The 21120-nt window shown below is 62.8% G+C and carries 20 protein-coding genes; 11 read left to right on the top strand and 9 right to left on the bottom strand.

The window, feature by feature from the left end; genetic code table 11:
- Positions 1-446: 446 nt before the first annotated feature.
- The 3 genes from AB7951_RS00750 to AB7951_RS00740 form a co-directional block, all read right to left on the bottom strand.
- On the bottom strand, positions 447-713 hold the full coding sequence (locus AB7951_RS00750; protein ID WP_441256105.1) for a hypothetical protein: 267 nt from the start codon (positions 711-713) through the stop codon (positions 447-449).
- A gap of 327 nt (positions 714-1040) precedes the next feature.
- On the bottom strand, positions 1041-1694 hold the full coding sequence (locus AB7951_RS00745) for a dihydrofolate reductase family protein (protein WP_439060003.1): 654 nt from the start codon (positions 1692-1694) through the stop codon (positions 1041-1043).
- Between the two features lie 60 nt (positions 1695-1754).
- Positions 1755-2198, bottom strand: a complete 444-nt coding sequence (locus AB7951_RS00740) for an SRPBCC family protein (protein ID WP_320445778.1) — start codon at positions 2196-2198, stop codon at positions 1755-1757.
- A 69-nt stretch (positions 2199-2267) separates the two neighbouring features.
- Here AB7951_RS00740 and AB7951_RS00735 point away from each other — a divergent pair, with 69 nt between their 5' ends.
- The 5 genes from AB7951_RS00735 to AB7951_RS00715 all read left to right on the top strand — a co-directional run bounded on the left by AB7951_RS00735 (position 2268) and on the right by AB7951_RS00715 (position 5482).
- The gene (locus tag AB7951_RS00735; RefSeq protein WP_441255643.1) at positions 2268-2504 is read left to right on the top strand and encodes a DUF2283 domain-containing protein; all 237 of its coding nucleotides are present in this window, start codon (positions 2268-2270) and stop codon (positions 2502-2504) included.
- A gap of 244 nt (positions 2505-2748) precedes the next feature.
- On the top strand, positions 2749-3084 hold the full coding sequence (locus AB7951_RS00730; protein ID WP_184512217.1) for a PepSY domain-containing protein: 336 nt from the start codon (positions 2749-2751) through the stop codon (positions 3082-3084).
- A 78-nt stretch (positions 3085-3162) separates the two neighbouring features.
- Positions 3163-3390 (top strand): hypothetical protein, encoded by a 228-nt coding sequence (locus AB7951_RS00725; protein ID WP_439061991.1) that lies wholly within the window; start codon positions 3163-3165, stop codon positions 3388-3390.
- A gap of 155 nt (positions 3391-3545) precedes the next feature.
- On the top strand, positions 3546-4325 hold the full coding sequence (locus AB7951_RS00720; protein ID WP_439061992.1) for a hypothetical protein: 780 nt from the start codon (positions 3546-3548) through the stop codon (positions 4323-4325).
- A complete protein-coding gene (locus tag AB7951_RS00715) occupies positions 4322-5482 on the top strand; it encodes a hypothetical protein (protein WP_439060006.1) in 1161 nt (386 codons plus the stop codon). Before AB7951_RS00720 ends, AB7951_RS00715 begins: the two co-directional genes overlap by 4 nt.
- Positions 5483-5546: 64 nt before the next feature.
- Here AB7951_RS00715 and AB7951_RS00710 read toward each other — a convergent pair whose 3' ends face one another.
- The gene (locus tag AB7951_RS00710) at positions 5547-6179 is read right to left on the bottom strand and encodes an HAD-IA family hydrolase (RefSeq protein WP_439061993.1); all 633 of its coding nucleotides are present in this window, start codon (positions 6177-6179) and stop codon (positions 5547-5549) included.
- Between the two features lie 245 nt (positions 6180-6424).
- Complete coding sequence (locus AB7951_RS00705) at positions 6425-7351, bottom strand: AraC family transcriptional regulator (protein WP_439061994.1); 927 nt, start codon at positions 7349-7351, stop codon at positions 6425-6427.
- A 379-nt stretch (positions 7352-7730) separates the two neighbouring features.
- Here AB7951_RS00705 and AB7951_RS00700 point away from each other — a divergent pair, with 379 nt between their 5' ends.
- The 3 genes from AB7951_RS00700 (at position 7731) to AB7951_RS00690 (ending at position 13038) form a co-directional block, all read left to right on the top strand.
- On the top strand, positions 7731-8450 hold the full coding sequence (locus tag AB7951_RS00700) for an SDR family NAD(P)-dependent oxidoreductase (protein ID WP_439061995.1): 720 nt from the start codon (positions 7731-7733) through the stop codon (positions 8448-8450).
- Between the two features lie 242 nt (positions 8451-8692).
- On the top strand, positions 8693-10183 hold the full coding sequence (locus AB7951_RS00695) for a diguanylate cyclase (protein ID WP_439066701.1): 1491 nt from the start codon (positions 8693-8695) through the stop codon (positions 10181-10183).
- A gap of 125 nt (positions 10184-10308) precedes the next feature.
- On the top strand, positions 10309-13038 hold the full coding sequence (locus AB7951_RS00690) for a bifunctional diguanylate cyclase/phosphodiesterase (RefSeq protein ID WP_175368101.1): 2730 nt from the start codon (positions 10309-10311) through the stop codon (positions 13036-13038).
- A gap of 4 nt (positions 13039-13042) precedes the next feature.
- On the opposite strand, the gene AB7951_RS00685 is transcribed toward AB7951_RS00690, so the two are convergent.
- The 3 genes from AB7951_RS00685 to cobS all read right to left on the bottom strand — a co-directional run bounded on the left by AB7951_RS00685 (position 13043) and on the right by cobS (position 17153).
- Positions 13043-14095 (bottom strand): esterase-like activity of phytase family protein, encoded by a 1053-nt coding sequence (locus tag AB7951_RS00685; protein WP_439061997.1) that lies wholly within the window; start codon positions 14093-14095, stop codon positions 13043-13045.
- A 51-nt stretch (positions 14096-14146) separates the two neighbouring features.
- A complete protein-coding gene (cobT, locus tag AB7951_RS00680) occupies positions 14147-16048 on the bottom strand; it encodes a cobaltochelatase subunit CobT (RefSeq protein WP_093758161.1) in 1902 nt (633 codons plus the stop codon).
- A gap of 97 nt (positions 16049-16145) precedes the next feature.
- Positions 16146-17153: a cobaltochelatase subunit CobS gene (gene cobS, locus AB7951_RS00675; RefSeq protein ID WP_068729504.1), complete on the bottom strand. Its 1008-nt coding sequence runs from the start codon at positions 17151-17153 to the stop codon at positions 16146-16148.
- A 297-nt stretch (positions 17154-17450) separates the two neighbouring features.
- Between cobS and AB7951_RS00670 the strand changes: the two genes are divergently transcribed.
- Together AB7951_RS00670 and AB7951_RS00665 are read left to right on the top strand one after the other, a co-directional pair.
- Positions 17451-18101, top strand: a complete 651-nt coding sequence (locus AB7951_RS00670; RefSeq protein ID WP_089267860.1) for a DedA family protein — start codon at positions 17451-17453, stop codon at positions 18099-18101.
- 139 nt (positions 18102-18240) lie between these two features.
- Complete coding sequence (locus AB7951_RS00665; protein WP_093757526.1) at positions 18241-19203, top strand: acetyl-CoA carboxylase carboxyltransferase subunit alpha; 963 nt, start codon at positions 18241-18243, stop codon at positions 19201-19203.
- A gap of 12 nt (positions 19204-19215) precedes the next feature.
- On the opposite strand, the gene AB7951_RS00660 is transcribed toward AB7951_RS00665, so the two are convergent.
- Positions 19216-20163, bottom strand: a complete 948-nt coding sequence (locus tag AB7951_RS00660; RefSeq protein ID WP_089267774.1) for a GlxA family transcriptional regulator — start codon at positions 20161-20163, stop codon at positions 19216-19218.
- 123 nt (positions 20164-20286) lie between these two features.
- On the opposite strand from AB7951_RS00660, the gene AB7951_RS00655 reads away from it, so the two are divergent.
- The gene (locus AB7951_RS00655) at positions 20287-21093 is read left to right on the top strand and encodes an SDR family NAD(P)-dependent oxidoreductase (protein ID WP_309942307.1); all 807 of its coding nucleotides are present in this window, start codon (positions 20287-20289) and stop codon (positions 21091-21093) included.
- The last annotated feature ends 27 nt before the right edge of the window (positions 21094-21120 follow it).

Below are 21120 nucleotides of genomic sequence, written 5' to 3'. Positions count from 1 at the left end.
TGTCCTCGCCCGTCAATTCAGCCGGATCTGCAGGAGTGGCGGCACCACCGAGGTGACGCATCGTGATCTTCGCGGACAACGTCCGTCAGAACACCGCCGGCGTGCATGTCACGCGCCGTTTCCAGCAGCTCCAGGGTCAGGCGGGTGTTGCCCTTTGTCACGCGTGCTGTCCCGGCCTTTTTGCCGGCCGTCATCGCACGCTTTTTCGCACTCTTTGCTAGTTGATTTTTTTAGCTGTCGAGGTCCATCCCGAACCTCTCGTCTGATAGAGATATCACGGGATTGGAAACATTGAGCAGATGGATCGCCCGTCTGCCATGAGCCCCCTCACCGCCGCGAAGACGCAGCGACCTCTCCCCGGCGGGGAGAGGTGCGGCACCGCCCTGATGTGCACGCGAAGCCCTTTCGAAAATGAAAGACGCGGCGATATCGGTACGAGGTGCCGGTCAACGAAGTGAGCGAGCGGTTTCGGTCCGGGTTGGTGCCGTCGCGGTCGTCATTTCCGTCCGCGGTGCCAGAACTCTCAGCTGATGCAGAGACGCCGTGGAGGTTGGCGCCGCCGACTGTTCCTGGACGTTCGCAGCTCCCAGCACGCGAACCTGCACCGCCGATATCGGCAAACCCGCCGATCCATAGATCGGCAACTCCGCAGCGAAGCCGGCGCAGCCACCCGCAATCGTGATCACGGCCGCGACGGCGATCGATAAGGTCATCTTCACTATTAATCTCCTCGTAGGATTGAACGAGGGAGCCTAGACTTCTTTTGCTGCATTGCAACAGTTCAATACCGCAATGCAACATTGCAGTTTCCGCACATCGCGCCAGCCAGCCCCGGCCTCCCGAGGCTGCCCCGGCGCGACCTGAGGTGCTTTACGAATATTCCGATCACAGACTGCAACGAAACGGTCATCATCGATCTGGCGGTCTCGGCACTCCCCTACGCCAAACGGACCATCGGTTCCTCGTGGATCACGCCGTTACCAAGCGCCTTCGGCAGTTCGACGACATGGCATTTTGGGATCGGTTTCTGGCGCGGTTTCTCATAGCGGTTGGTGCTTTCGCGCGAATGTCATGTGTGCGACCCCGCCGGGAGAGGATGTCGTCTCGATCTCGTAGTCCTTCTCAAGACCCTCCACGCCATCCCACAGGCGCACGCCGCGGCCGAGCAGGATCGGAACCACCACGATGTGCATGTGATCGACGAGCCCGGCGGCAAGGAAGTCGCGGATCGTGGTGGGACCTCCGCCGATGCGCACGTCCTTGCCGGCCGCAGCCTCGCGGGCCGTCTCAAGGGCCTCGGCAGGCGAAGCGTCGATGAAGTGGAACACCGTGCCGCCCTCCATTTCAATCGATGCGCGCGGATGATGGGTGAGGACGAAGACCGGCGTATGGAACGGCGGGTTGGGACCCCACCAGCCTTTCCAGTCCGGATCCTCATGCCATGTGGGAGGACCGAACTTCCTGGCGCCCATGATCTCGGCGCCGATCCCGGGCGCGAACAGCCGCAGGAACGCGTCGTCGATGCCCGCCGTGCCCCCGGGCTGGCCGAGCATCTGGCGACCCCATCGGGTCGCGAACATCCATTGGTGCAGCCGCTCGCCGGCGTGACCGAACGGCGCGTCAAGACTCTGGCCTTCGCCGGTGGCGAAACCGTCGAGCGAGACGGAGACATGTTGGACACGGGCGAGTGCCATGGCTGGCGCTCCTTCCTGCTGTTGATTGAATTTGCCCAAGCCGTTCCGGAAGCGACGGCGCTACTGGTTGATCTCGGGCTCGACGAGTTTCGTGAGCTTGCGCAGGGATTCCTGCCAGCCGAGATAGCAGGCCTCGGGCGGGATCACGTCGGGCACGCCCTGCTGCTCGATGTTCACCTCCGTGCCGACAGACACGGCCTTCAGCGTCACCGTGACCTTCATCTCGCCCGGCAGGTTGGGATCATCGAAGCGGTCGGTGTAGACGAGACGCTCACCGGGAACGAGCTCCAGATAGGTCCCGCCAAAGGCGTGACTGCCGCCCGTGGTGAAGTTCCGGAATGACATCCTGTGATGGCCACCGACCTTCGCATCCAGCTCATGGACGGTGCATGTGAATCCGTAGGGTGGGAGCCAGCTCGCAATCGCGTCTGGTTCGAGGAACGCGCGATAGAGCTTCTGCGGCCTGGCGGCAATGACGCGATGCAGACGGATCGTGCTGGGCATGGGCTTCTTCCTGTGGCTCGGTTACTTCGGTTGTCGTCCGGCGGGCAGCTTCCGCCGCCCGATACATCCATGACGAACGGGGCCGCCAGGCCCCGACATCTCAGCGGAATAAAAATCCCTGACAGTCTCTCTATCGCGCTGAAGGATGCGCCCGGCGCCGGGAGCCGGGAAATCGTCGCAGGGCTGGTGGTCGATCTCGACGCCAACGGCGATGTGGTGGGCTTCGCTATCGATCAGGCATCCGGCAAGCTCGACCTCACGCGAATCGAGACGTGCGCGCTGCCAGCGGTGAGCGCAGCAGAGTAAGCGCAAGGCCCCTCACCCGCGGACGTTGCGGTTTTTCACCAACGCTTTGCCAGCTTTCTTTGTCATCACTGACCTCGACCAAAAATCTCATTCGTGAGAGTGCTGATGTGCTGCTGCCAGTATAGCGCATCACCGCTTTTCCCGCACCAAATCGCCTCATTTCCTCCGGGAACGCAGTGCAGCGTGCACCGTTCTTAACCCGGTTGCGCCGCATGCGGCGCGTGGGACAGATGAGGAGATTTCGATGCAACAGATTTTGAAGAAGGCCGTGTTTTCGAAGGCCTTGCTTCCGCTGGCACTGGCGGGCGCGATTGGCGTCGCGGCGCCGGCCTTCGCCGCCGATGTCTATATGCGCCAGCCCGCGCCGCGCGCGGCCATGGTGCCGGTGCCGTCCGGCCCGCTGACGCTGCAGGATGCGCTGGCGATCGCGTCGGGGATCGGCGTGGTGACGGTGCAGAACACCCATTTCGACGACAACGAATGGGAGATCGAGGGCCGCGATCAATACGGCAAGTGGATCCAGGTCGACATCGATGCGCGCACCGGCGAAGTGCGGCATGTGGACCGTTCGATTATCTGATCGGGTGGGAAGTGAGCAAGCGGCGCGCGATGAGCGCGCCGTTTGTTTTTGTGTAAGCGCTTGTGAGTGCGACGCCGGATGACGGCGACCACCGATGCGTCTGGTCTCATTCCAGATGACGCGATGCCCGATGGCGCGACGATCACCACCATGGCGTCGTCACGCTTCATCCGGATGGGCGGACGCGGCGAGCCTCGCGCACATCGTCAATTCTCCTGCGATACATCTGGACTCATCAACTACGACGTGTATTCTTGCCTGGCCGGGATCGATGATTTTTTTAACCGGCGGGGCATTTCCATTTAGCTTTGTGGCACGACAAACCATTTTCTCATCAGATCTGCCTGTCTTGATATCTGCCTGCCTTGAGATCGACCTCCTTGCACGCAGCCTGTCTGACGCTGGTGGCCCTCCCACAGAGTTCGATCGAGTCCCTCGCCATCCAAGGGGGGTATGGATATATGGTCGATTTTATCAGGGGCGGGACACGCATTTATGCAGCACCTGCGGCAACCGCAGCAGGCAATCTCAGATCTTTCAACACCGCGCCAGCGGCCAGCGCACCTGCAGACAATTATCTGTCTGCGCTCCTCAAGTTGATCCCGACGGAAATCGTCGCCATCTATCTCGCGGCCAAGGCGGCCTGGGTCACGAATAACGCACTCCTCTACTGGTTTGGCCTGTGCCTGCTCGCATGCATTTGCCTTCGCGCATATTCCAGCATGCCCCGCGACAGCACCGAACCGGCGAAGCCACAATGGGCCAGCGTCCTCGTATCGTCGATCGCGTTTGTGCTTTGGGCGTGTGCCATGGGCCCACCGTCCCCGCTCGGCGCCTATGGCCTGCCGGAATGGGCCGCCGGAGGCATCGCAGGTCTTTTCGGAATTCTGGCACCGTTTCTGATTCCCGGTGACAAGCAGGCCGGGGGCAAGCTGGCAGAGGGCGCGCTGGCAGATCGCACGCTGGTAAGCGACACGTCTCTCAAGCCACTTGGGCGACTTCGATTCGACACCCTGCGCCCACGCGCCACTGCTCGCCAAACGAACAGGGGAATACTTCACGACATTTTTGACGGCGACTACCCTGACGACACCGGCCTCGACGCCCTTGGATATGGTGGTGAAGCGAATTCCGTTCTGGCCGCGAACATTATCGAGCATGGCGTCAATGTGAGCCCCGCAGCCATTCTGGTCTGCGGCGACATCGCCTGCGTTCTCAAAGAGATGGGGCGCGTGCGATGACCTATTCGCGGCAGATATCCGCCCTCGCACTATGCGCCTCTGTCATGCTCGGTTGCGAGGCGCATGCAGGCGCACTGACGGCCCATGAGCAGGAGGTCATCGACGGCATCATCGCGAGAGGCGACGGCGACAAACTTGCCGAAGCGCAAAACAAGATCGCGGCGGCAACAAGAACAAAACGACGGGCGGCCAACCGGACCAGTCCGGCGGCCGCAACGCCAACGGTCGCCGTACCCATCCAGTCGGTCGCCTATCTGGACGATATGGGAACGCTGGTCAGAAAGCGGGAGAAATCAACGAATGCCTTGATCGAACACAGTAAATGTCCCGGCCTGACGTTTCTTCTGCGGCGGGACTGGAAAGACATCGGCTTTCTGGATTGTCCCATGAGTGTCGACAAGGCCACAGGCGCGGAAATCGCGTTCGCCGGCGATCGTGCGAACCATAACCAGATCTGGGCGATCAACGGCACCGCCGCGCTCTCCTACTCGTCGGTGCACGATTCCGTCGCCTGGTGGGATCCAGGCGCGAAAAGCCTTGCCACCTATGTCACGGTCAATCGGGCCTTCAACTCGGCGTCCGAATTCGCGGACTCCAATGTCGACAAGCTGGCCTATGGCGTTGCCGCCGAAATTGGCTATCTCGTCCCCGATGGCGGACACTTCTTCCGTCTTCGCGGAGGCGGCGTCGAGAACAACATCAAACAAACGTCGTCGGCGGCTGTGACGCTCGAATATCTCCCGACGTCGCTCCAGCTCTACTTTCAGAGGCCGATACCGCATCCGCTGGGTCTGCCAGTCATCCTGCGCTTCGATCCCGAAATTCTGCTGCAGTACAATCAGACCACCGGGAAGGGCCAGTTGCTCGATTTCAACAATATGACCCGGGCGCTACGCATTGGCCCCCAGGTCACCGCGCATCTTTTCCCCGATCCGCTCGAGAAAGGCTTTCTGGGCAGGATGAGCGCTTCGTTCAGCTATCACTGGGCGCACGAAACCTATTCGCGCACCGAGCTCTCATGGCTGGACGCCACGCTGAAATACAATATCGACGATGCCGGCCATCTCGCCCTCGCGCTGACTTATCAACGAGGCAATGACGAAGACACCGGGACATTCGCCAATATCTATCGCATCGGACTGACCGGCAAAATCTGACAACTGCCGACGTGCTTCCTCTTCCGCGAATGGCAGAGGGAGCACGGCCGCCGGCGCGTGCGGCTCAGGTCAGCTTCAATCCCGTCGCGGCTTCGAGCTCGGCCAGCGCCTGCGCGGCAGATGTCACCTTGATCGTGGTCATGCCGAGTTCGCGCGCGGGCTTGAGGTTGACGCCGAGGTCGTCGAGATAGACGCAATTTTTCGGATCGACAGACAGTTTATCGGTCATCATCGTGTAGATGCGCGGATCGGGCTTGCGCAGGCCGATCTTGGCGGATTCGATGACGTGATCGAACAGCACCATCACCTCGGCCACATAGAGCGCGCGGCCGTCGGTGGAGCCCATCGCGTTGGCCGGCAGGTTGTTGGTGATGCAGCCGGTCTTGAACGCCGCCTTGATACGGCGCAGCGCCTCGACCATTTCGGGGCGGATCTCACCCTTCAGCAGCTTGACCACATCGCGGCCCGGCACTTCGGCGCCAAGCGCCTTGGACTCGGCGGCGAACAGCGCGTCGAAGGTGGCGAGATCGATTTCGGCGCGCTCGAATTTCGCCCAGGCATTCTCGAAATGGTTGTTCGCATTGGTGCGGCGGATGATGTCCTTCGGCAGGCCATGGCTCTGCTCGTAATGCGCAAAGGCCTCGAAGGGCGAGGAGGTGATCACCCCGCCGAAATCAAAGATCACCGCAAAGATCATGGATATTCCTCGGTCATGCGCCCTTGTTTTGCACGGACGATGTGCCCCCTCTCCCCCGCGCGAAGCGAATCTTCGCTAGGTGGGAGAGGGTCGGGGAGAGGGGTTACGCGAACTCCGCGCGTGCGGAAAGTCCCCCTCTCCCGGCGCTACGCGCCACCCTCTCCCGCCTAGCGAAGCTGCCCTTCGCCGGGGGAGAGGGGAAGAAAGGGAGCGCGCTCGCGAGGAGTCAGCGTGACAACGTCACCTCACCCCGCGACGCGGGCCTCGCCTCCGAGCACGGGGCCGCGCGCGGAGCCGACGTCGCGGATCGGGGGCTGGCCGTAGAGCCGGGCATATTCGCGGGAGAATTGCGACGGGCTCTGATAGCCGACCGCATAGCCGGCGCTGCCGACATCGAGCCGCTCCACCAGCATCAGGCGGCGCGCCTCGTGCAAACGAAGCTGCTTCTGATACTGCATCGGCGTCATCGCGGTGACGGTCTTGAAATTGTGGTGCAGCGAGGACTCGCTCATGCCGACGCGGTCGGCGAGATCCTCGATGCGGAGCGGGCTGGCATAGTTGCTGCGCAGCCAGGAAATGGCCTTGGCGACCTTGTTGCTCGGGCTCTCGGCCAGCGCGATCTGCCGCAGACGCGCGCCGTAAGGGCCGACCAGCAGGCGATACAGCACTTCCTGTTCCAGGAGCGGCGCCATCACCGGAATGTCCTGCGGCCGGTCGAGCAGACGCAGCAGCCGCAGCGTGGCGTCGAGCAGATCGGCGGAGGCCTTGGCAACGACAACGCCGCGCTCGGGGAGCTGCGGATGCGCGGGCGCATCGGCATGACCGTTGCCGAACCGGCCGAGCACCTCCTTCAACAGTTGCGGATCGATCGCAAAGCCCATGCCGAGATGCGGCTGCGTTTCCGAGGCCTCGACGATGCAGGACGACATCGGCAGGTCGAGCGACACCAGCACATAATCGCCCGCGGCATAGGTGTAGGTCTCGGTGCCTAGTTGCAGCCGCTTGGCGCCCTGCGCCACGAGGCCGAAACACGGCCACTGCGCGGTATGCACGAGCTGCGTCGGCTCGGTCTGCCGCTTCAGATAGAGGCTGGCGAGGCCGGTCGGATGGTCGCTGCCATTGGCGGCGTAACGGGCAATGATGTCGGCAATCTCACGAATCGTCTCGGTCACACGCAAACCCCTCAAGCGGCAGGCCTTTTATGCCGAGGTGTATCTAGGTGCAGTGCCGTGGCAGGGAAATGGCTGCGGGATCACTTTTGCAGGATCGTGCAAAACAGATGCAGGATCGCGCTAACGCCGAGGCGGCTGCATTTGCGATAACAGCGTCAGCCACAGAGCAGATCGGCGAGCCGCCCGCGGGCCTCGGATCTGCCAGGCCATACGGGTATCGGGTCGAACTCCCCGCATTGCGCGTCCAGACTGTTGTCGGGGCGCGATCACGCCCGGATCGATTCCGCCTCAAAATCTACGCACACGACTGACGATCAAGACAGACATCATCCAGATCTAAGGACATGCCATGACAAGACTGGCAGGAAAAGTTGCGCTCGTGACCGGCGCCGCGGACGGCATCGGCGCGGGCATTGCACGGCGCTTCGGCGCGGAAGGCGCGGCGGTGATCGTGCATCACGCGGACGATCCCCGCGGCGCGGCGCGCGTGGTCGCTGAAATCGTGTGGCGCGGCGGCCGCGCCATCGCCGTGCAGGGCGACATCGCCCGCTGGCCGGATGTGCGGCGGCTCTATGAGGAAATCGCGGCAACCTTCGGCCGGCTCGATATTCTCGTCAACAACGGCGCCTTCGCGCGCAGCGAGGCGGCGGACGTGGTGTCCGAGGACGAGTTGCACCGGCAGCGCGAGCTGAAGGTGTTCGGCGCCATGCTGCTGTGCCAAGAGGCGGTGCGGATGTTCGGCGTCGCCGGCGGCAGCATCGTCAATCTCACCGCGCTCGACGGGATTCCGACAGCGCCCGCATCGCTGCCGGACCCCGGCGCCGACGCCGCCATCGATGCCATGACCCGCGGGTTGTCGCGCGCCTATGGCACGCGCAACATCCGCGTCAGCACCATCGCGCCGGGAATGCTCGGCCCGGAGGAACCCGCCGCCATCGACGTGCTCGACGGCAGCGTGCGGAACCGGCAGTTCATCGCTTTGCCCGCTGCGCGCAACCACACAACCGAAGGCATCGCCGACATCGCCGTGGCGCTGACCTGCGACGACAGTGCTGATCGTTCCGGCCGCGACATCATGGTGGCCGGCGCCATGCGGTGACGCCGGGAACCCGGCTTTCCAGGTTCCTCCCGACGTTTGTGGGCGTGCCTGCGCGGCACGCCCATATTTCTTTTTGCGCATTCGCCGACCAAAGCGTCTCGATTTCTTTCACATCCTATTAACCGCCCGTCACAAAACGGCGAAACGAAACTGTTGATCACCGCGTAGCTGTCAAAGAATTACCGGTTCTGATGCTATGCGTCGGTGATTGTAACGCAGTCCTTTTTGATCGACGAAAGCCAATGCTGGCCCGTAATACATCCGAGACGACCCGCCGGATCTCCCCGCGCTGGCTGCTGGCCGCTGCGGCGATCGTCGTTGTCGGATTCACAGTCATCTGCGGCAGCGTGCTGATGAGCATGCGGCGCGGCGACGAGAAGCTGGCGCACCAGACACTCGGCAACCTCGCCTCCAGCATCGATGCCGATGTCGCCCGCAATGTGGAACTCTACGATCTGTCGCTGCGCAATGTGGTCGGCAACATGACCGAGCCGGAACTGGTCGAGATTTCGCGGCCGATGCGGCAATTGATCCTGTTCGACCATGCCGCCACCGCGCGCCACTTCGGCGCCATCCAGGTCACGGACGTCGCCGGCAATGTGACGCTGGATTCGTCGACGCTGGATCCGAAGCCGCAGAATTTCGCCGACGAGGAATTCTTCAAGGTCCACAAGCGCGATCCGCTGTTCGGCCTCTATATCTCCAAGCCGATGCTGCATCAGGGCAGTTACGGCATCGTGCTGAGCCGCCGCATCGCGGCGCGCGACGGAACCTTTCTGGGCATCGTCGCCGGCTTCATCCGCTACAGCTATTTCCACGAGATCGCCGATCGCTTGCAGCTCGAGCCGAACGACGTGATTTCCGTCATCCGGCAGGACGGCGTGTTGATCATGCGCGCACCGTTCGACATGGAGATCATCGGCCGCGATCTCAGTCGGGTCCCGGGCGTACAGAAAGCGCTGGCCTATTTCTCCGGCTCCCATATCGGCGATTCCGCGACTGACGGCGTGCGGCGTCTTTTTGTCTGGCGTGAAGGCTCGCACCCGCTGATCGTGATGGTGGGGCGATCCACCGACGTGATCTTCGGCCAGTGGCGCAAGGAAGCGCTGCAGATCGGCGGCGCCATGGCTGCACTCGGCCTGATCGCCTGCGCGCTGATGCTGATCCTGGCGCGCGAGATGGGCAAGCGCGGCGAGATGGAAGACAGGATGGCGCGCCTCGCAATGACCGACGGCCTCACCGGCCTCGCCAACCGACGTCATTTCGACGTGGTGATGGATAAGGAATGGCAGCGCGCCCAGCGCGCCCGCGCACCGATCTCGCTGCTGATGATCGACGCCGACCACTTCAAGGTGTTCAACGACAATTTCGGCCATCAGGCCGGCGACCTCGTTCTGTGCGGGATCGCCTGGAGCATCGCCCGGCATGCCAAACGCGCCAGCGATTGCGCCGCGCGCTATGGCGGCGAGGAATTCGCGCTGATCCTGCCGGGCCTCTCCCTCGCCGACGCCATCGAACTCGGCGAACGGATCCGCGTCGAAGTCGGCCATCTCGAGCGCGACGGCATGACCACGACGACGATCAGCGTCGGCGCAGCGTGTCTCGTGCCGTCATCGCTAACCACGTCGAACGACCTGATCAGCAATGCCGACAGTGCGCTCTATGCCGCAAAAGCGCACGGTCGCAACCAGACATGGCCGGTCGCACCGCTGCAGAAAAGCCTTGCGGCGTAAGCAGATACCATTTGTACGGTTGTAATTAACCCGCGGTTCACCTGACTTCCTAACGCGTCTTCCACCCTTGCTCGGGTATTCCTATGCACGAGGGGTAGGGATCCATGCGGCTGCTGGGGAGGCGAATGACGAACGACGTGCGCGTTTCAGCGCCGGGCGCCGCCGAACATGGCGATGGACGCTCGACGACACGTCGTGCGCCAGTGCGCTGGCTCGTGCTCGTTGGCGCCGTGCTGATCGTCACCATTGCCGCAGGCACGGCGATGACCGTGAACAATTTCCGTCAGCGCACGATCGACAATTCCAACCGCGAACTTGAAAACACCGTGCTGCTGCTCAGCCGGCATTTCGATCAGCAGTTCCAGGATCTGCAGCGCATCCAGAAGAGCCTCACGGCTCATCTTCTCGCCAATGGCGTGATGTCGGTCCACAGCTTTGCCAGCAGTATGTCGAGCTACGAATCCCACATGATGCTGAAGTCGAAGGTGGATGATGAATTCGTCAACGACATCACCGTTCTCGATGCCGAAGGCCGTCTGGTCAACTGGACAGGAGCCTGGCCCGGACCGGATCTGGTGCTGGCCGACCGCGAATATTTCCAGAAACTCAAATCGCAGACCTTCACCCAGGACGAAGAGATCGTGCAGCCCGTCCTGAGCCGCATCACCGGCCGGTGGAAGACGCTGTTCGCACGTCGCATTACAGGGCCTAAGGGCGAATTCTTCGGCATCGTGACGCGCAGCGTCGAACCGCAGCAATTCGAAAAATTCTTTGCCTCCGTCTCGCTCGGCGAGAACGGGACCATCGCAATGTTCCACCGCAATGGCACGTTGCTGGCGCGCTACCCGCAGACGCCCTCTTCGATCGGCAAGGTTTTCAATAGCGGCCCGCTGCTGCAGCATCTGCGCTTCAGCGACGCGCCCGCAACCATCCGCACCGTCAGCCCCATCGACAATATCGATCGCCTTGGCTCGATCCGCCTGCTGCAAAACTTTCCGGTCGCGCTGGTCGCAACCACGACGGTCGAGGGCACACTGGCCAACTGGCGCGACCAGACCAAATTTCTCGTGACCCTCGCGACGCTGTCGGCCCTCATCCTGGCAGGCCTGCTATATCTGATGATCCGTCACATCCAGCGGCAGAACCGTGCAGCACAGTTGCAGATGACGCTGGAGAAGAACCGCCTCGACACCGCCATCAACAACATGACACAGGGCCTGCTGCTGTTCGATGCGCAGGCGCGCGTAGTGGTTTGCAATCAGCGCTATCTTGATATGTACGGACTGTCGCGCGAGGTCATCACACCCGGCCGTACGTTCCGCGACGTGATCGCACATCGCAAGGAAACGGGCTCCTTCGCTGGCAGCGTTGACGCCTATGTGGCGGAAGTGTTGCCCGACGTCGGGCGGTCGCACATCCAGATCATGCAGACCGCCGATGGCCGCACCATCCAGATTTCGTCGCGACCGGTGGCCGATGGCGGCTGGGTCGCGACCCATGAAGACATCACCGAGCGGCGCAATGCCGAGGAGAAGATCGCGCATCTGGCGCATTACGATGCGCTGACCGACCTGCCGAACCGCACGCTGTTCCGCAACGAACTCGAACGCGAATTGAAGCGCGTCGCGCGCGGCGCGCAATGCGCGGTGCTCTATATCGACATCGACGAATTCAAGGGCATCAACGACTCACTCGGCCATCCCGTCGGCGACGAACTGCTCAAGGGCATTGCACTGCGGCTGCGCGGCTGCGTGCGCGGCTCCGACGTGGTGGCGCGGCTCGGCGGCGACGAATTCGCCATCGTGCAGACCGGTGTGGAGAGCCATTCCGATATCACGGATCTTGTCGGCCGCATCTATGATGCGATCCGCCAGCCATTCGATTGTCTCGGCCACAGCCTGCTCACCGACGCGTCGATCGGCATCGCGCTGGCGCCGCGCGACGGCGCAGACCTCGATACGCTGCTGAAGAACGCCGACCTTGCGATGTATGGCGCCAAGGCCGACGGCCGCCGCACTTTCCGCTTCTTCGAGCCCGAAATGGATGCGCGGGTGCAGGCCCGCCGCTCGCTGGAGCTTGAACTGCGTCACGCCGCCGGTGATGGCGGCTTCGCCAAAGGCGGCTTCGAAGTCTATTATCAACCGCTGCTGACGCTGCGCGACGACGCCATCGTCGGCTGCGAGGCTTTGTTGCGCTGGCGTCATCCCGAACGCGGCATGATCTCCCCGGCCGAGTTCATTCCGGTCGCCGAAGATATCGGCATCATCAATGAGCTCGGCGAATGGGTGATGAACACCGCCTGCGCCGAGGCTGCCAGCTGGCCCGACGACGTCCGGGTGGCGGTCAATGTCTCGCCGGTCCAGTTCCGCTGCGCGTCGCTCGCCCTGAAGGTGACCTCCGCCCTCGCCGCGTCCGGACTGCCGGCGCGGCGACTGGAGCTCGAAATTACCGAGGCCGTGCTGATCCGCGACGACGAGATCGCACTGGAAATCCTGCACGGGCTGCGCGAGATCGGCGTGCGCATTGCACTGGACGATTTTGGCACCGGCTATTCCAGCCTGAGCTATCTGCAGCGCTTCCCGTTCGACAAGATCAAGATCGACCGCTGTTTCGTGACCGATATCGCCGATGCACAGGGGTCGTCCTCGATCGTGCAGGCCGTGGTCAATATCGCGAGTTCGCGCAACATGACGACGACGGCCGAAGGTGTCGAGACGCCCCGGCAGAAGGAGCTGCTGCGCGCGCTCGGCTGCACCGAGATGCAGGGCTATCTGTTCAGCCCCGCCAAGCCCGCAGCAGAATTGCGGGATCTGTTGATCGCGCATCAGGCCAACAAGGCCGAGGCTGCGGCCTGACCGTTTATTCCACGAGCGTGAACTGCATCAGCAGGGTTCGCTGCAGCATCGAGAAATTGTCGTCCGAGATCAGCGTCAGCACCGTGTCGCCCTCCGGGGTGACATGCACATCGAGCCCTTCGAAATTGTCGATCTCGTAGCCGAGGTCCGCATCGAAGATGGTGGGACCGTCGATGACGGCGTCCGGTACGATCGATGCGAGGGGAATGCGGCGGATGCGGACGCCGGTGTCGCCGAACAGCGAGAACTTGCGTTCCAGCAGCAGCAGATCGCCGGATGGCAGCAGCGCCGCATCGCTGATGTCGTAGTTTTTGGTGCGGCGAACCGAGAAGCTCGCCGGCGCCTTGCCGCCGATGATCCAGGCCGCAATATTGCCGGCGCTGTCGAGCCCGCGCTCCGAGATCGCCAGCAGCATGCCGGCCAGCGGCGAAGACTTGAACCTGTCCTTGCGCACCATCACCAGGGCTTCGAGACTGCCATTGCTGGGCAGCTTGCGCATACCCGGCGGCTGCGGGATCGGCTCGCCCCGGGCGCGCACGCCATCGCGGCCGAAGTCGAATTTCAGGATCTGATGCACGCGTTCGAGGCCGATATAGACCGTCGGTCCGTCCACCGCGATCGACTCGGTATCGTACCAGCCGCGCGCGGTGATCGGCCTGCCGTCGGCGCCCAGCATCGACGCCGCCTCGACATCGACAATGCCGACCATGGCATCGCCGCTATAGGCGATCTTGCCGGTGAACCAGTTGCCCTTGTCGCTGATGGCGATGAAACCCTCGCCCTTGTCGTCCAGGCGAAGACCGGAGATGCCGCCGAAGTCCTTGTAGCGCGACGTCAGGACCAGTCCGCTGCGATATTGCAGCGACCCGAACCGTGTATGCGCGCGATCGCGCGTATCGAAAGCCGGGATCGGCCGCGCTTCGATCTCGATCGACACCGGCGCACGGGCCGATGGCGTTGCCGGCGCCAGCACGGGCTGCGCACGGGCAAGCGATGGCAGCGCGGCTGCTGAAGCCGCGACTGCAAGAAAATGACGACGGGTGAGATGAGCGGTCAAGCGATGGCCCTGGAGGATGGGTAGAGCAAAGCAAAACCCATCTTGTAAAGCCTAATGCGTTCTGCGTCGCCGACCATGGGTCGGTGCCGGCCCTGCCGTTTCGCTGAACAATTCCGCCAGCTTCTCGGTAATGGCGCCGCCGAGTTCTTCGGCGTCGACGATGGTCACGGCACGGCGATAGTAGCGCGTCACGTCATGGCCGATGCCGATGGCGATCAGTTCGACCGGCGAGCGGGTCTCGATCTCTTCGATGATGTGGCGCAGGTGGCGTTCCAGATAATTGCCGGGATTGACCGACAACGTGCTGTCGTCCACCGGCGCGCCGTCGGAGATCATCATCAGGATCTTGCGCTGCTCGGGACGACCGAGCAGACGCTTGTGCGCCCAGTCGAGCGCCTCGCCGTCGATGTTCTCCTTGAGCAGACCTTCGCGCATCATCAGGCCGAGATTCTTGCGCGCGCGGCGCCACGGCGCGTCCGCCGACTTGTAGATGATGTGACGGAGATCGTTGAGGCGGCCGGGATTGGCCGGCTTGCCGGCGCCGAGCCACGCTTCACGCGACTGCCCGCCCTTCCAGGCGCGCGTCGTGAAGCCGAGGATTTCCACCTTGACGCCGCAACGCTCCAGCGTGCGCGCGAGAATGTCGGCGCAGGTCGCAGCGACCGTGATCGGGCGACCGCGCATCGAACCGGAATTGTCCAGCAGCAGCGTCACCACCGTATCGCGGAAGGTCGCTTCCTTCTCATGCATGAAGGATAGCGGATGATGCGGGTCGGTCACCACGCGAGACAGGCGCGCGGGGTCGAGGATGCCTTCCTCGAGGTCGAAATCCCAGGCGCGGTTCTGCTGCGCCATGAGCTTACGTTGAAGCCGGTTGGCCAGACGCGCGACGACGCCCTGCAGGTGCGCGAGCTGCTTGTCGAGATAGGAGCGCAGCCGCTCGAGTTCGTCGTGATCGCAGAGGTCTTCGGCTGCGATGACCTCGTCGAATTTCGGCGCGAAGGCGTGATATTCCGGACCGCGCGGCTCGTTCGCGCCGCGCGAATTCGGACGCGTGGCTTCGCCGGGCGTTTCGTCGTCGCCCATCTCGCCGTCTTCGTCGAACGTGTCCGATGCAGAGGCCTGCGCGCTCTCCATCGAACTGTCAGACATTTCGTCGGACGACTGCTGCGCCTGATCGGCGCTCATTTCCTGGGAGGCGTCGCTCTCCGGCGAGCCTTCGGCGCCGGCCTGATCGTTCTCGCCCTGGCGCTCGTCGTCCTCGCTCTCCTCGTCATCCGGCTCGGCATTGCGATCGTCACCGAGCTCCAGCGCCGACAACAGGTCATGGACGGCATCGCCGAACTTGGCCTGGTTCTCCGCGAACCGATCGAGCTGGTCGAGGCGATCGCTGATCTTGTCTTCGAGGACCGGCCGCCAGAGGTCGACCATCTTCTTCGCGGCGGCCGGCGGCGCCATGCCGGTCAGGCGCTCGCGCACCAGCATCGCCAGCGCATCGGCCAGCGGCGCATCGGCGCGGTCGGTGATTTCGTCGAACTTGCCGCGGTGGAAATGATCGTCGAGCATCGCCGTGAGGTTCTTCGCCACGCCGGCCATGCGGCGCGACCCGAGCGCTTCCACGCGGGCCTGTTCGACGGCTTCGAACACGCCGCGCGCCTGCGGATTACCCGGCATCAGCTTGCGGTGAACCTTGGGATCGTGACAGGCGAGTTTGAGTGCGATCGAATCCGCGTGGCCGCGCACGATGGCGGCGTCGCGCTTGCTCATTTTTCGCGCGGGTTCAGGAAGACGGGCTTTGCCCGGTGAGAGACCCGGCCGCTCGGCCGCGAAGGTCACTTCAAGCTCCGGCGCTTTGGCGATGGCGCGCAAACACGACGTCACCGCGCGCTTGAACGGCTCGGTCGGCGCTTCCTTGGAGCCGGGGCGGAATTTGTTGGTGGTCGTCGTGCTCATCGCAGCCTTTGCGCGGGTTGTCACCGCGCATGCGGGAGCAACCGATTGAATGCGGAGGTGCATTCCCCTCTCTTGGAAGAGAGGGGAAGAAGACGTCTTAGCTCAGCGCCACATTCACCGAGCTTTCCGCCAGCTCTGCATTGAAGCAGCGCTGATAGAATTCGGCGACCAGCGGACGCTCGAGTTCGTCACACTTGTTCAGGAAGGTCACGCGGAACGCGAAGCCGATATCGTTGAAGATGTCGGCATTCTCGGCCCAGGTGATCACCGTACGCGGGCTCATCACCGTCGACAGGTCGCCATTGGCGAAGGCGTTACGCGTGAGATCCGCGAGGCGCACCATCTTGTTGACGATGTCGCGGCCCTCGGGATTCTGATAGTGTTTGGCCTTCGCCAGTACAATCTCGACTTCCTCGTCATGCGCCAGATAATTCAGCGTGGTGACGATCGACCAGCGGTCCATCTGGCCCTGGTTGATCTGCTGCGTGCCGTGATAGAGGCCCGACGTATCACCGAGACCGATGGTGTTCGCGGTCGCAAACAGACGGAACGCCGGATGCGGCTTGATGACCTTGTTCTGATCGAGCAGCGTCAGGCGGCCGGAGACTTCCAGCACGCGCTGGATCACGAACATCACGTCCGGACGGCCGGCGTCGTATTCGTCGAACACCAGCGCCACATTGTGCTGCAACGCCCAGGGCAGAATGCCGTCACGGAATTCGGTGACCTGCTTGCCGTCGCGGACCACGATGGAGTCCTTGCCGACGAGGTCGATACGGCTGATGTGGCTGTCGAGGTTGACGCGCACGCAGGGCCAGTTGAGGCGGGCAGCGACCTGCTCGATATGGGTCGATTTGCCGGTGCCGTGGAAGCCCGTGACCATCACGCGACGATTGCGCGAGAAGCCGGCGAGAATGGCAAGCGTGGTGGCGCGATCGAACCGATAATCGGGATCGGTGTCCGGCACATGCGGATCGGATTCGGAGAAGGCAGGCACTTCGAGGTCGGAATCGATGCCGAACAATTTGCGCACCGACACCATCTTGTCGGGAATGCCAATCAACGCGTCGGTCTTTTCTTGCAGTTTGGTCGAGGCGGCGGTCATCAATCCTCCGTGGTCCCGGATATCCCGAAACCAGTCTAGTAATGGCTGCGGATGGGGTGCTTTGTGGAACGTATCAGAGAGCCGCGGCTGGACAAAGCCCAGCTCTTCATCAAAGTTCCCGAATGTTATCATCGAGATAGGTTCTAACGGCAATTTTTGGAAGTCTGCCCTGCGAATCAGCCGATGCTCCGGGTCGATCAATTTGCAGCGGTATTTGGGGATCGAACGGCGCGGCCGGCCATTTCAATCATATATGCTGTCAGTTGGCTGAGGCACCCCGCGCTGGATCGGAATTTCGTGACGTCCTTCATCGATTCCCTGACCCATTTTGTCGCCGCGCATGCCTGGCTGGGCTACCTCACTATTTTCCTCGCTGCCTTGCTGGAAGCCGTGCCGGTGCTCGGAACATTCATCCCAGGCACCACGGTCATTCTGGCGCTGAGCGCCCTGATTCCGGCAGGCGACCTCGATCTCGTGGCGGTGCTGGCGGCCGCCGTGGCGGGCGCCGTGCTCGGCGACGGGAGCGCATTCTGGATCGGGCATGTCCGGCAACGACAACTGCTCGACGCGTGGCCGCTTTCGAATTATCCGGGCGTGGTGGCGCAGAGCGAGGCCTTCTTCCATCGCTTCGGCACGCTGGCCGTGTTCCTCGGCCGCTTCGTTCCGCCCATCCGTGCTTTCGTGCCGGTCACGGCCGGAGCATTGGGGACCGCACCGGCGAAATTCTATGCCGTAAACATCCCCGCAGCATTGCTCTGGGCGCCGGCGCACGTGTTACCCGGCGTGCTCGCAGTGTCGGTGCTGGACCGCTATGGCGGCATTGCCGGCCTCGAAGGCCAAGCCAAACACTACTGGATTCAGGCCGTGATCGTGGCGGCCGTGCTAGCCGGCGCCACCATCTGGTGGTGGCATCGCCGCAAGCGCAACACAGCAATGGAAACGTCATAAAAAGGCGCTTGAATGTTGAAATATCTCTTTGATTTTTCAAAGTAAATGACACCTTCGCGGCTTGACTTGCAGCCCCGATTGACTTGAAAAGCCTGCACCGGCAGTTTCGCCCGCCGTCCGTCCTTCCCATATCCAGTGAATGTCCGAACCCATGCGCAGCTATCTCGACTTTGAAAAGCCCGTCGCCGAGCTGGATTCCAAGATCGATGAATTGCGCACGCTGGCCGCCAGCGGCAGCGACATCGGCGAAGAGATCGTGCGCATCGAGGACAAGGCCGTCGCCGCGCTGCACGAGCTCTATGCGAACCTGACGCCGTGGCAGAAGACCCAGGTCGCGCGGCATCCGCAGCGCCCGCATTGCATGAATTACGTGGAAGCGCTGATCACCGAATTCACGCCGCTCGCCGGCGACCGCAAGTTCGGCGAGGATGAAGCGCTGGTGGCCGGCTTCGGCCGTTTCCGCGGCGAGAGCGTTTGCGTGCTCGGCCAGGAAAAGGGCAACACCACCGAGAGCCGCCTCAAGCATAATTTCGGCATGGCCCGCCCCGAAGGCTACCGCAAGGCAGTTCGCCTGATGGAGATGGCCGACCGTTTCAACATTCCCGTGCTGTCGCTGGTCGACACCGCCGGCGCCTATCCCGGCATCGGCGCGGAAGAGCGCGGCCAGGCTGAAGCCATCGCACGCTCCACCGATGCCTGCCTCGGCCTTGGCGTTGCCAATGTCGCTGTGATCATCGGCGAAGGCGGCTCGGGCGGCGCCATCGCCATTGCCACCGCCAACAAGGTGCTGATGCTGGAACATGCCATCTACAGCGTGATCTCGCCGGAAGCGGCATCGTCGATCCTGTGGCGCGACTCATCCAAGGCGCAGGAAGCCGCGACCAATATGAAGATCACGGCGCAGGATTTGCTGCGCTTCGGTGTGATCGATTCCATCCTGAAAGAGCCGCCGGGCGGCGCCCACCGCGACCCCGCCGCCATGATTGCCATCACCGGCGACGCCATCGCCCAGGCCTTCAACGACATGCGCGGCATGGACGCGGCGACTATTCGTCAGCAGCGCCGGCAGAAGTTTCTGGATATCGGCCGCAAGATCGGCTGAGCTGACGTTCTCTCACGCGTCCATCTGAGACCGCGCATTTCGGCGGATCACCTGCGGCGGCTGGCCATAGGCGCGCAGAAATGCGCGGCGCATGCGGTCACGATCGGCAAACCCCGTCTGCTGCGCGACGGTGTCGATGGGATGCCGGCTCTGCTCCATCATCAACCGCGCGGCCTCTAGCCGCAGATGCTCGACGGCCTTGGCGGGCGATTGGCCTGTCTCGGCGTGAAAGGCGCGGCTGAACTGCCGCGGGCTCAGGCTCGCAGCATCGGCGAGATCATTCACCGTCAGTGGCTTTTGCAGATTGTCTCGCGCAAAAGCGAGCGCCTTCTGGATACGGTCCGACTTCGGCGCCAATTCCAGCAGCGCGGAAAACTGCGACTGACCGCCGGCACGGCGGTGATACACGACCATCTTTTTCGCGATGTTGCGTGCAACGTCCTCGCCGAGATCAGCCTCGACCATCGCCAGTGCGAGATCGATGCCCGCGGTCATGCCCGCCGAGGTCCAGACCGGACCGTCATTCACGAAGATGCGGTCTTCATCGACCCTCACTTTCGGAAATTGCTTCTGCATGTCGCGCGCATAGAACCAGTGCGTGGTCGCGCGCCGTTGATCGAGAATGCCGGCTTCGGCGAGCACGAAGGCGCCGATACAGATAGACGCAACACGCCGCGCATGTTTGGGCGCCTGTCGCACGAAATCGATCAGGCCGGGCGTCGCGGATTCGACCGTCAGACCGCCGGCAATGATCAGCGTGTCATAGGCATCAGCCGCATTGAACGGTTCGGTGGTCAAACTCATGCCCAGCGAGGTGCCGACCTGACCGCCCCGCTCCGACAACACATGCAGATCGTAGGTGGGCGGATCGGTCAGCATATTGGCCAGTTCAAAGACCGACATCGCCGCAAGGCTGATGGGCGAGCACCCCGGGGAAACAACAAGGCCGATGCGCTGCATGTGTTCGCTCCCCCCAGGACAAGACGTCCTAAAACGCCGTTTATATGACATTTAAGACACTTCCACGCAAGACTAGGTTTCCTGACACGGCCGCTACGGCCGAGAGCATTCAGGAGAACGACAATGACGAATTCACATCAGGGCACGGCACTGATTACGGGCGCCTCGACGGGCATTGGCGCCGTTTATGCGGACCGACTGGCCAAGCGCGGCTACGATCTCATTCTGGTGGCGCGGAACCAGGACCGCCTAGCGGCCCTCGCCAAGCGACTGACCAGCGAGACCGGACGATCGGTCCGCACGCTGGCCGCCGATCTCGGCAACAAGGCCGATCTGGCAAAGGTCGAAGCCGCGCTGCGCGACGATGCGAGCATTACGATGCTGGTCAACAATGCCGGAGTCGGCGCGGTGGCACCGTTGCTCAATGCCGATGTCGACAAAATGGAAGACATGATCACGCTGAACATCACCGCGCTGACACGGCTGACCTATGCCGCCGTGCCCGGCTTCGTCGCGCGCAACAAAGGCACGATCATCAACATCTCGTCGATCGTCGGCATTGCCGCGGAGATGCTCAATGGCGTCTACGGAGCCAGCAAGGCCTATGTGCTCAGTTTCAGCCATTCGCTGGTGCATGAACTGGCCGACAAGGGCATCCGCGTGCAGGCAGTGTTGCCGGGTGCAACGGCCACGGAGTTCTGGGACATCGCGGGCTTCCCGCACCAGAATATGGATCAGGCCATCGTGATGCGCGCCGACGACATGGTCGATGCTGCATTGGCTGGCCTCGACCAGGGTGAACGCGTCACCATTCCGGGCCTGCAGGACGGCGCGAACTGGACCCGCTTCGAAGCAGATCGCCGCGCCCTCTCGACCAAATTCGGTCATGCGACGCCAGCGCCGCGCTATCGGGTGACCGTGCCGGCATAGACGTTGTCGGCTCGGCCGGGGATTATC

This window comes from Tardiphaga sp. 285_C5_N1_2 (genome assembly GCF_052076065.1).
Lineage (GTDB): Bacteria > Pseudomonadota > Alphaproteobacteria > Rhizobiales > Xanthobacteraceae > Tardiphaga > Tardiphaga robiniae.
Note: the sequence above shows the minus strand (reverse complement) of the source record. Positions and strands in the feature narration are given on the sequence as shown.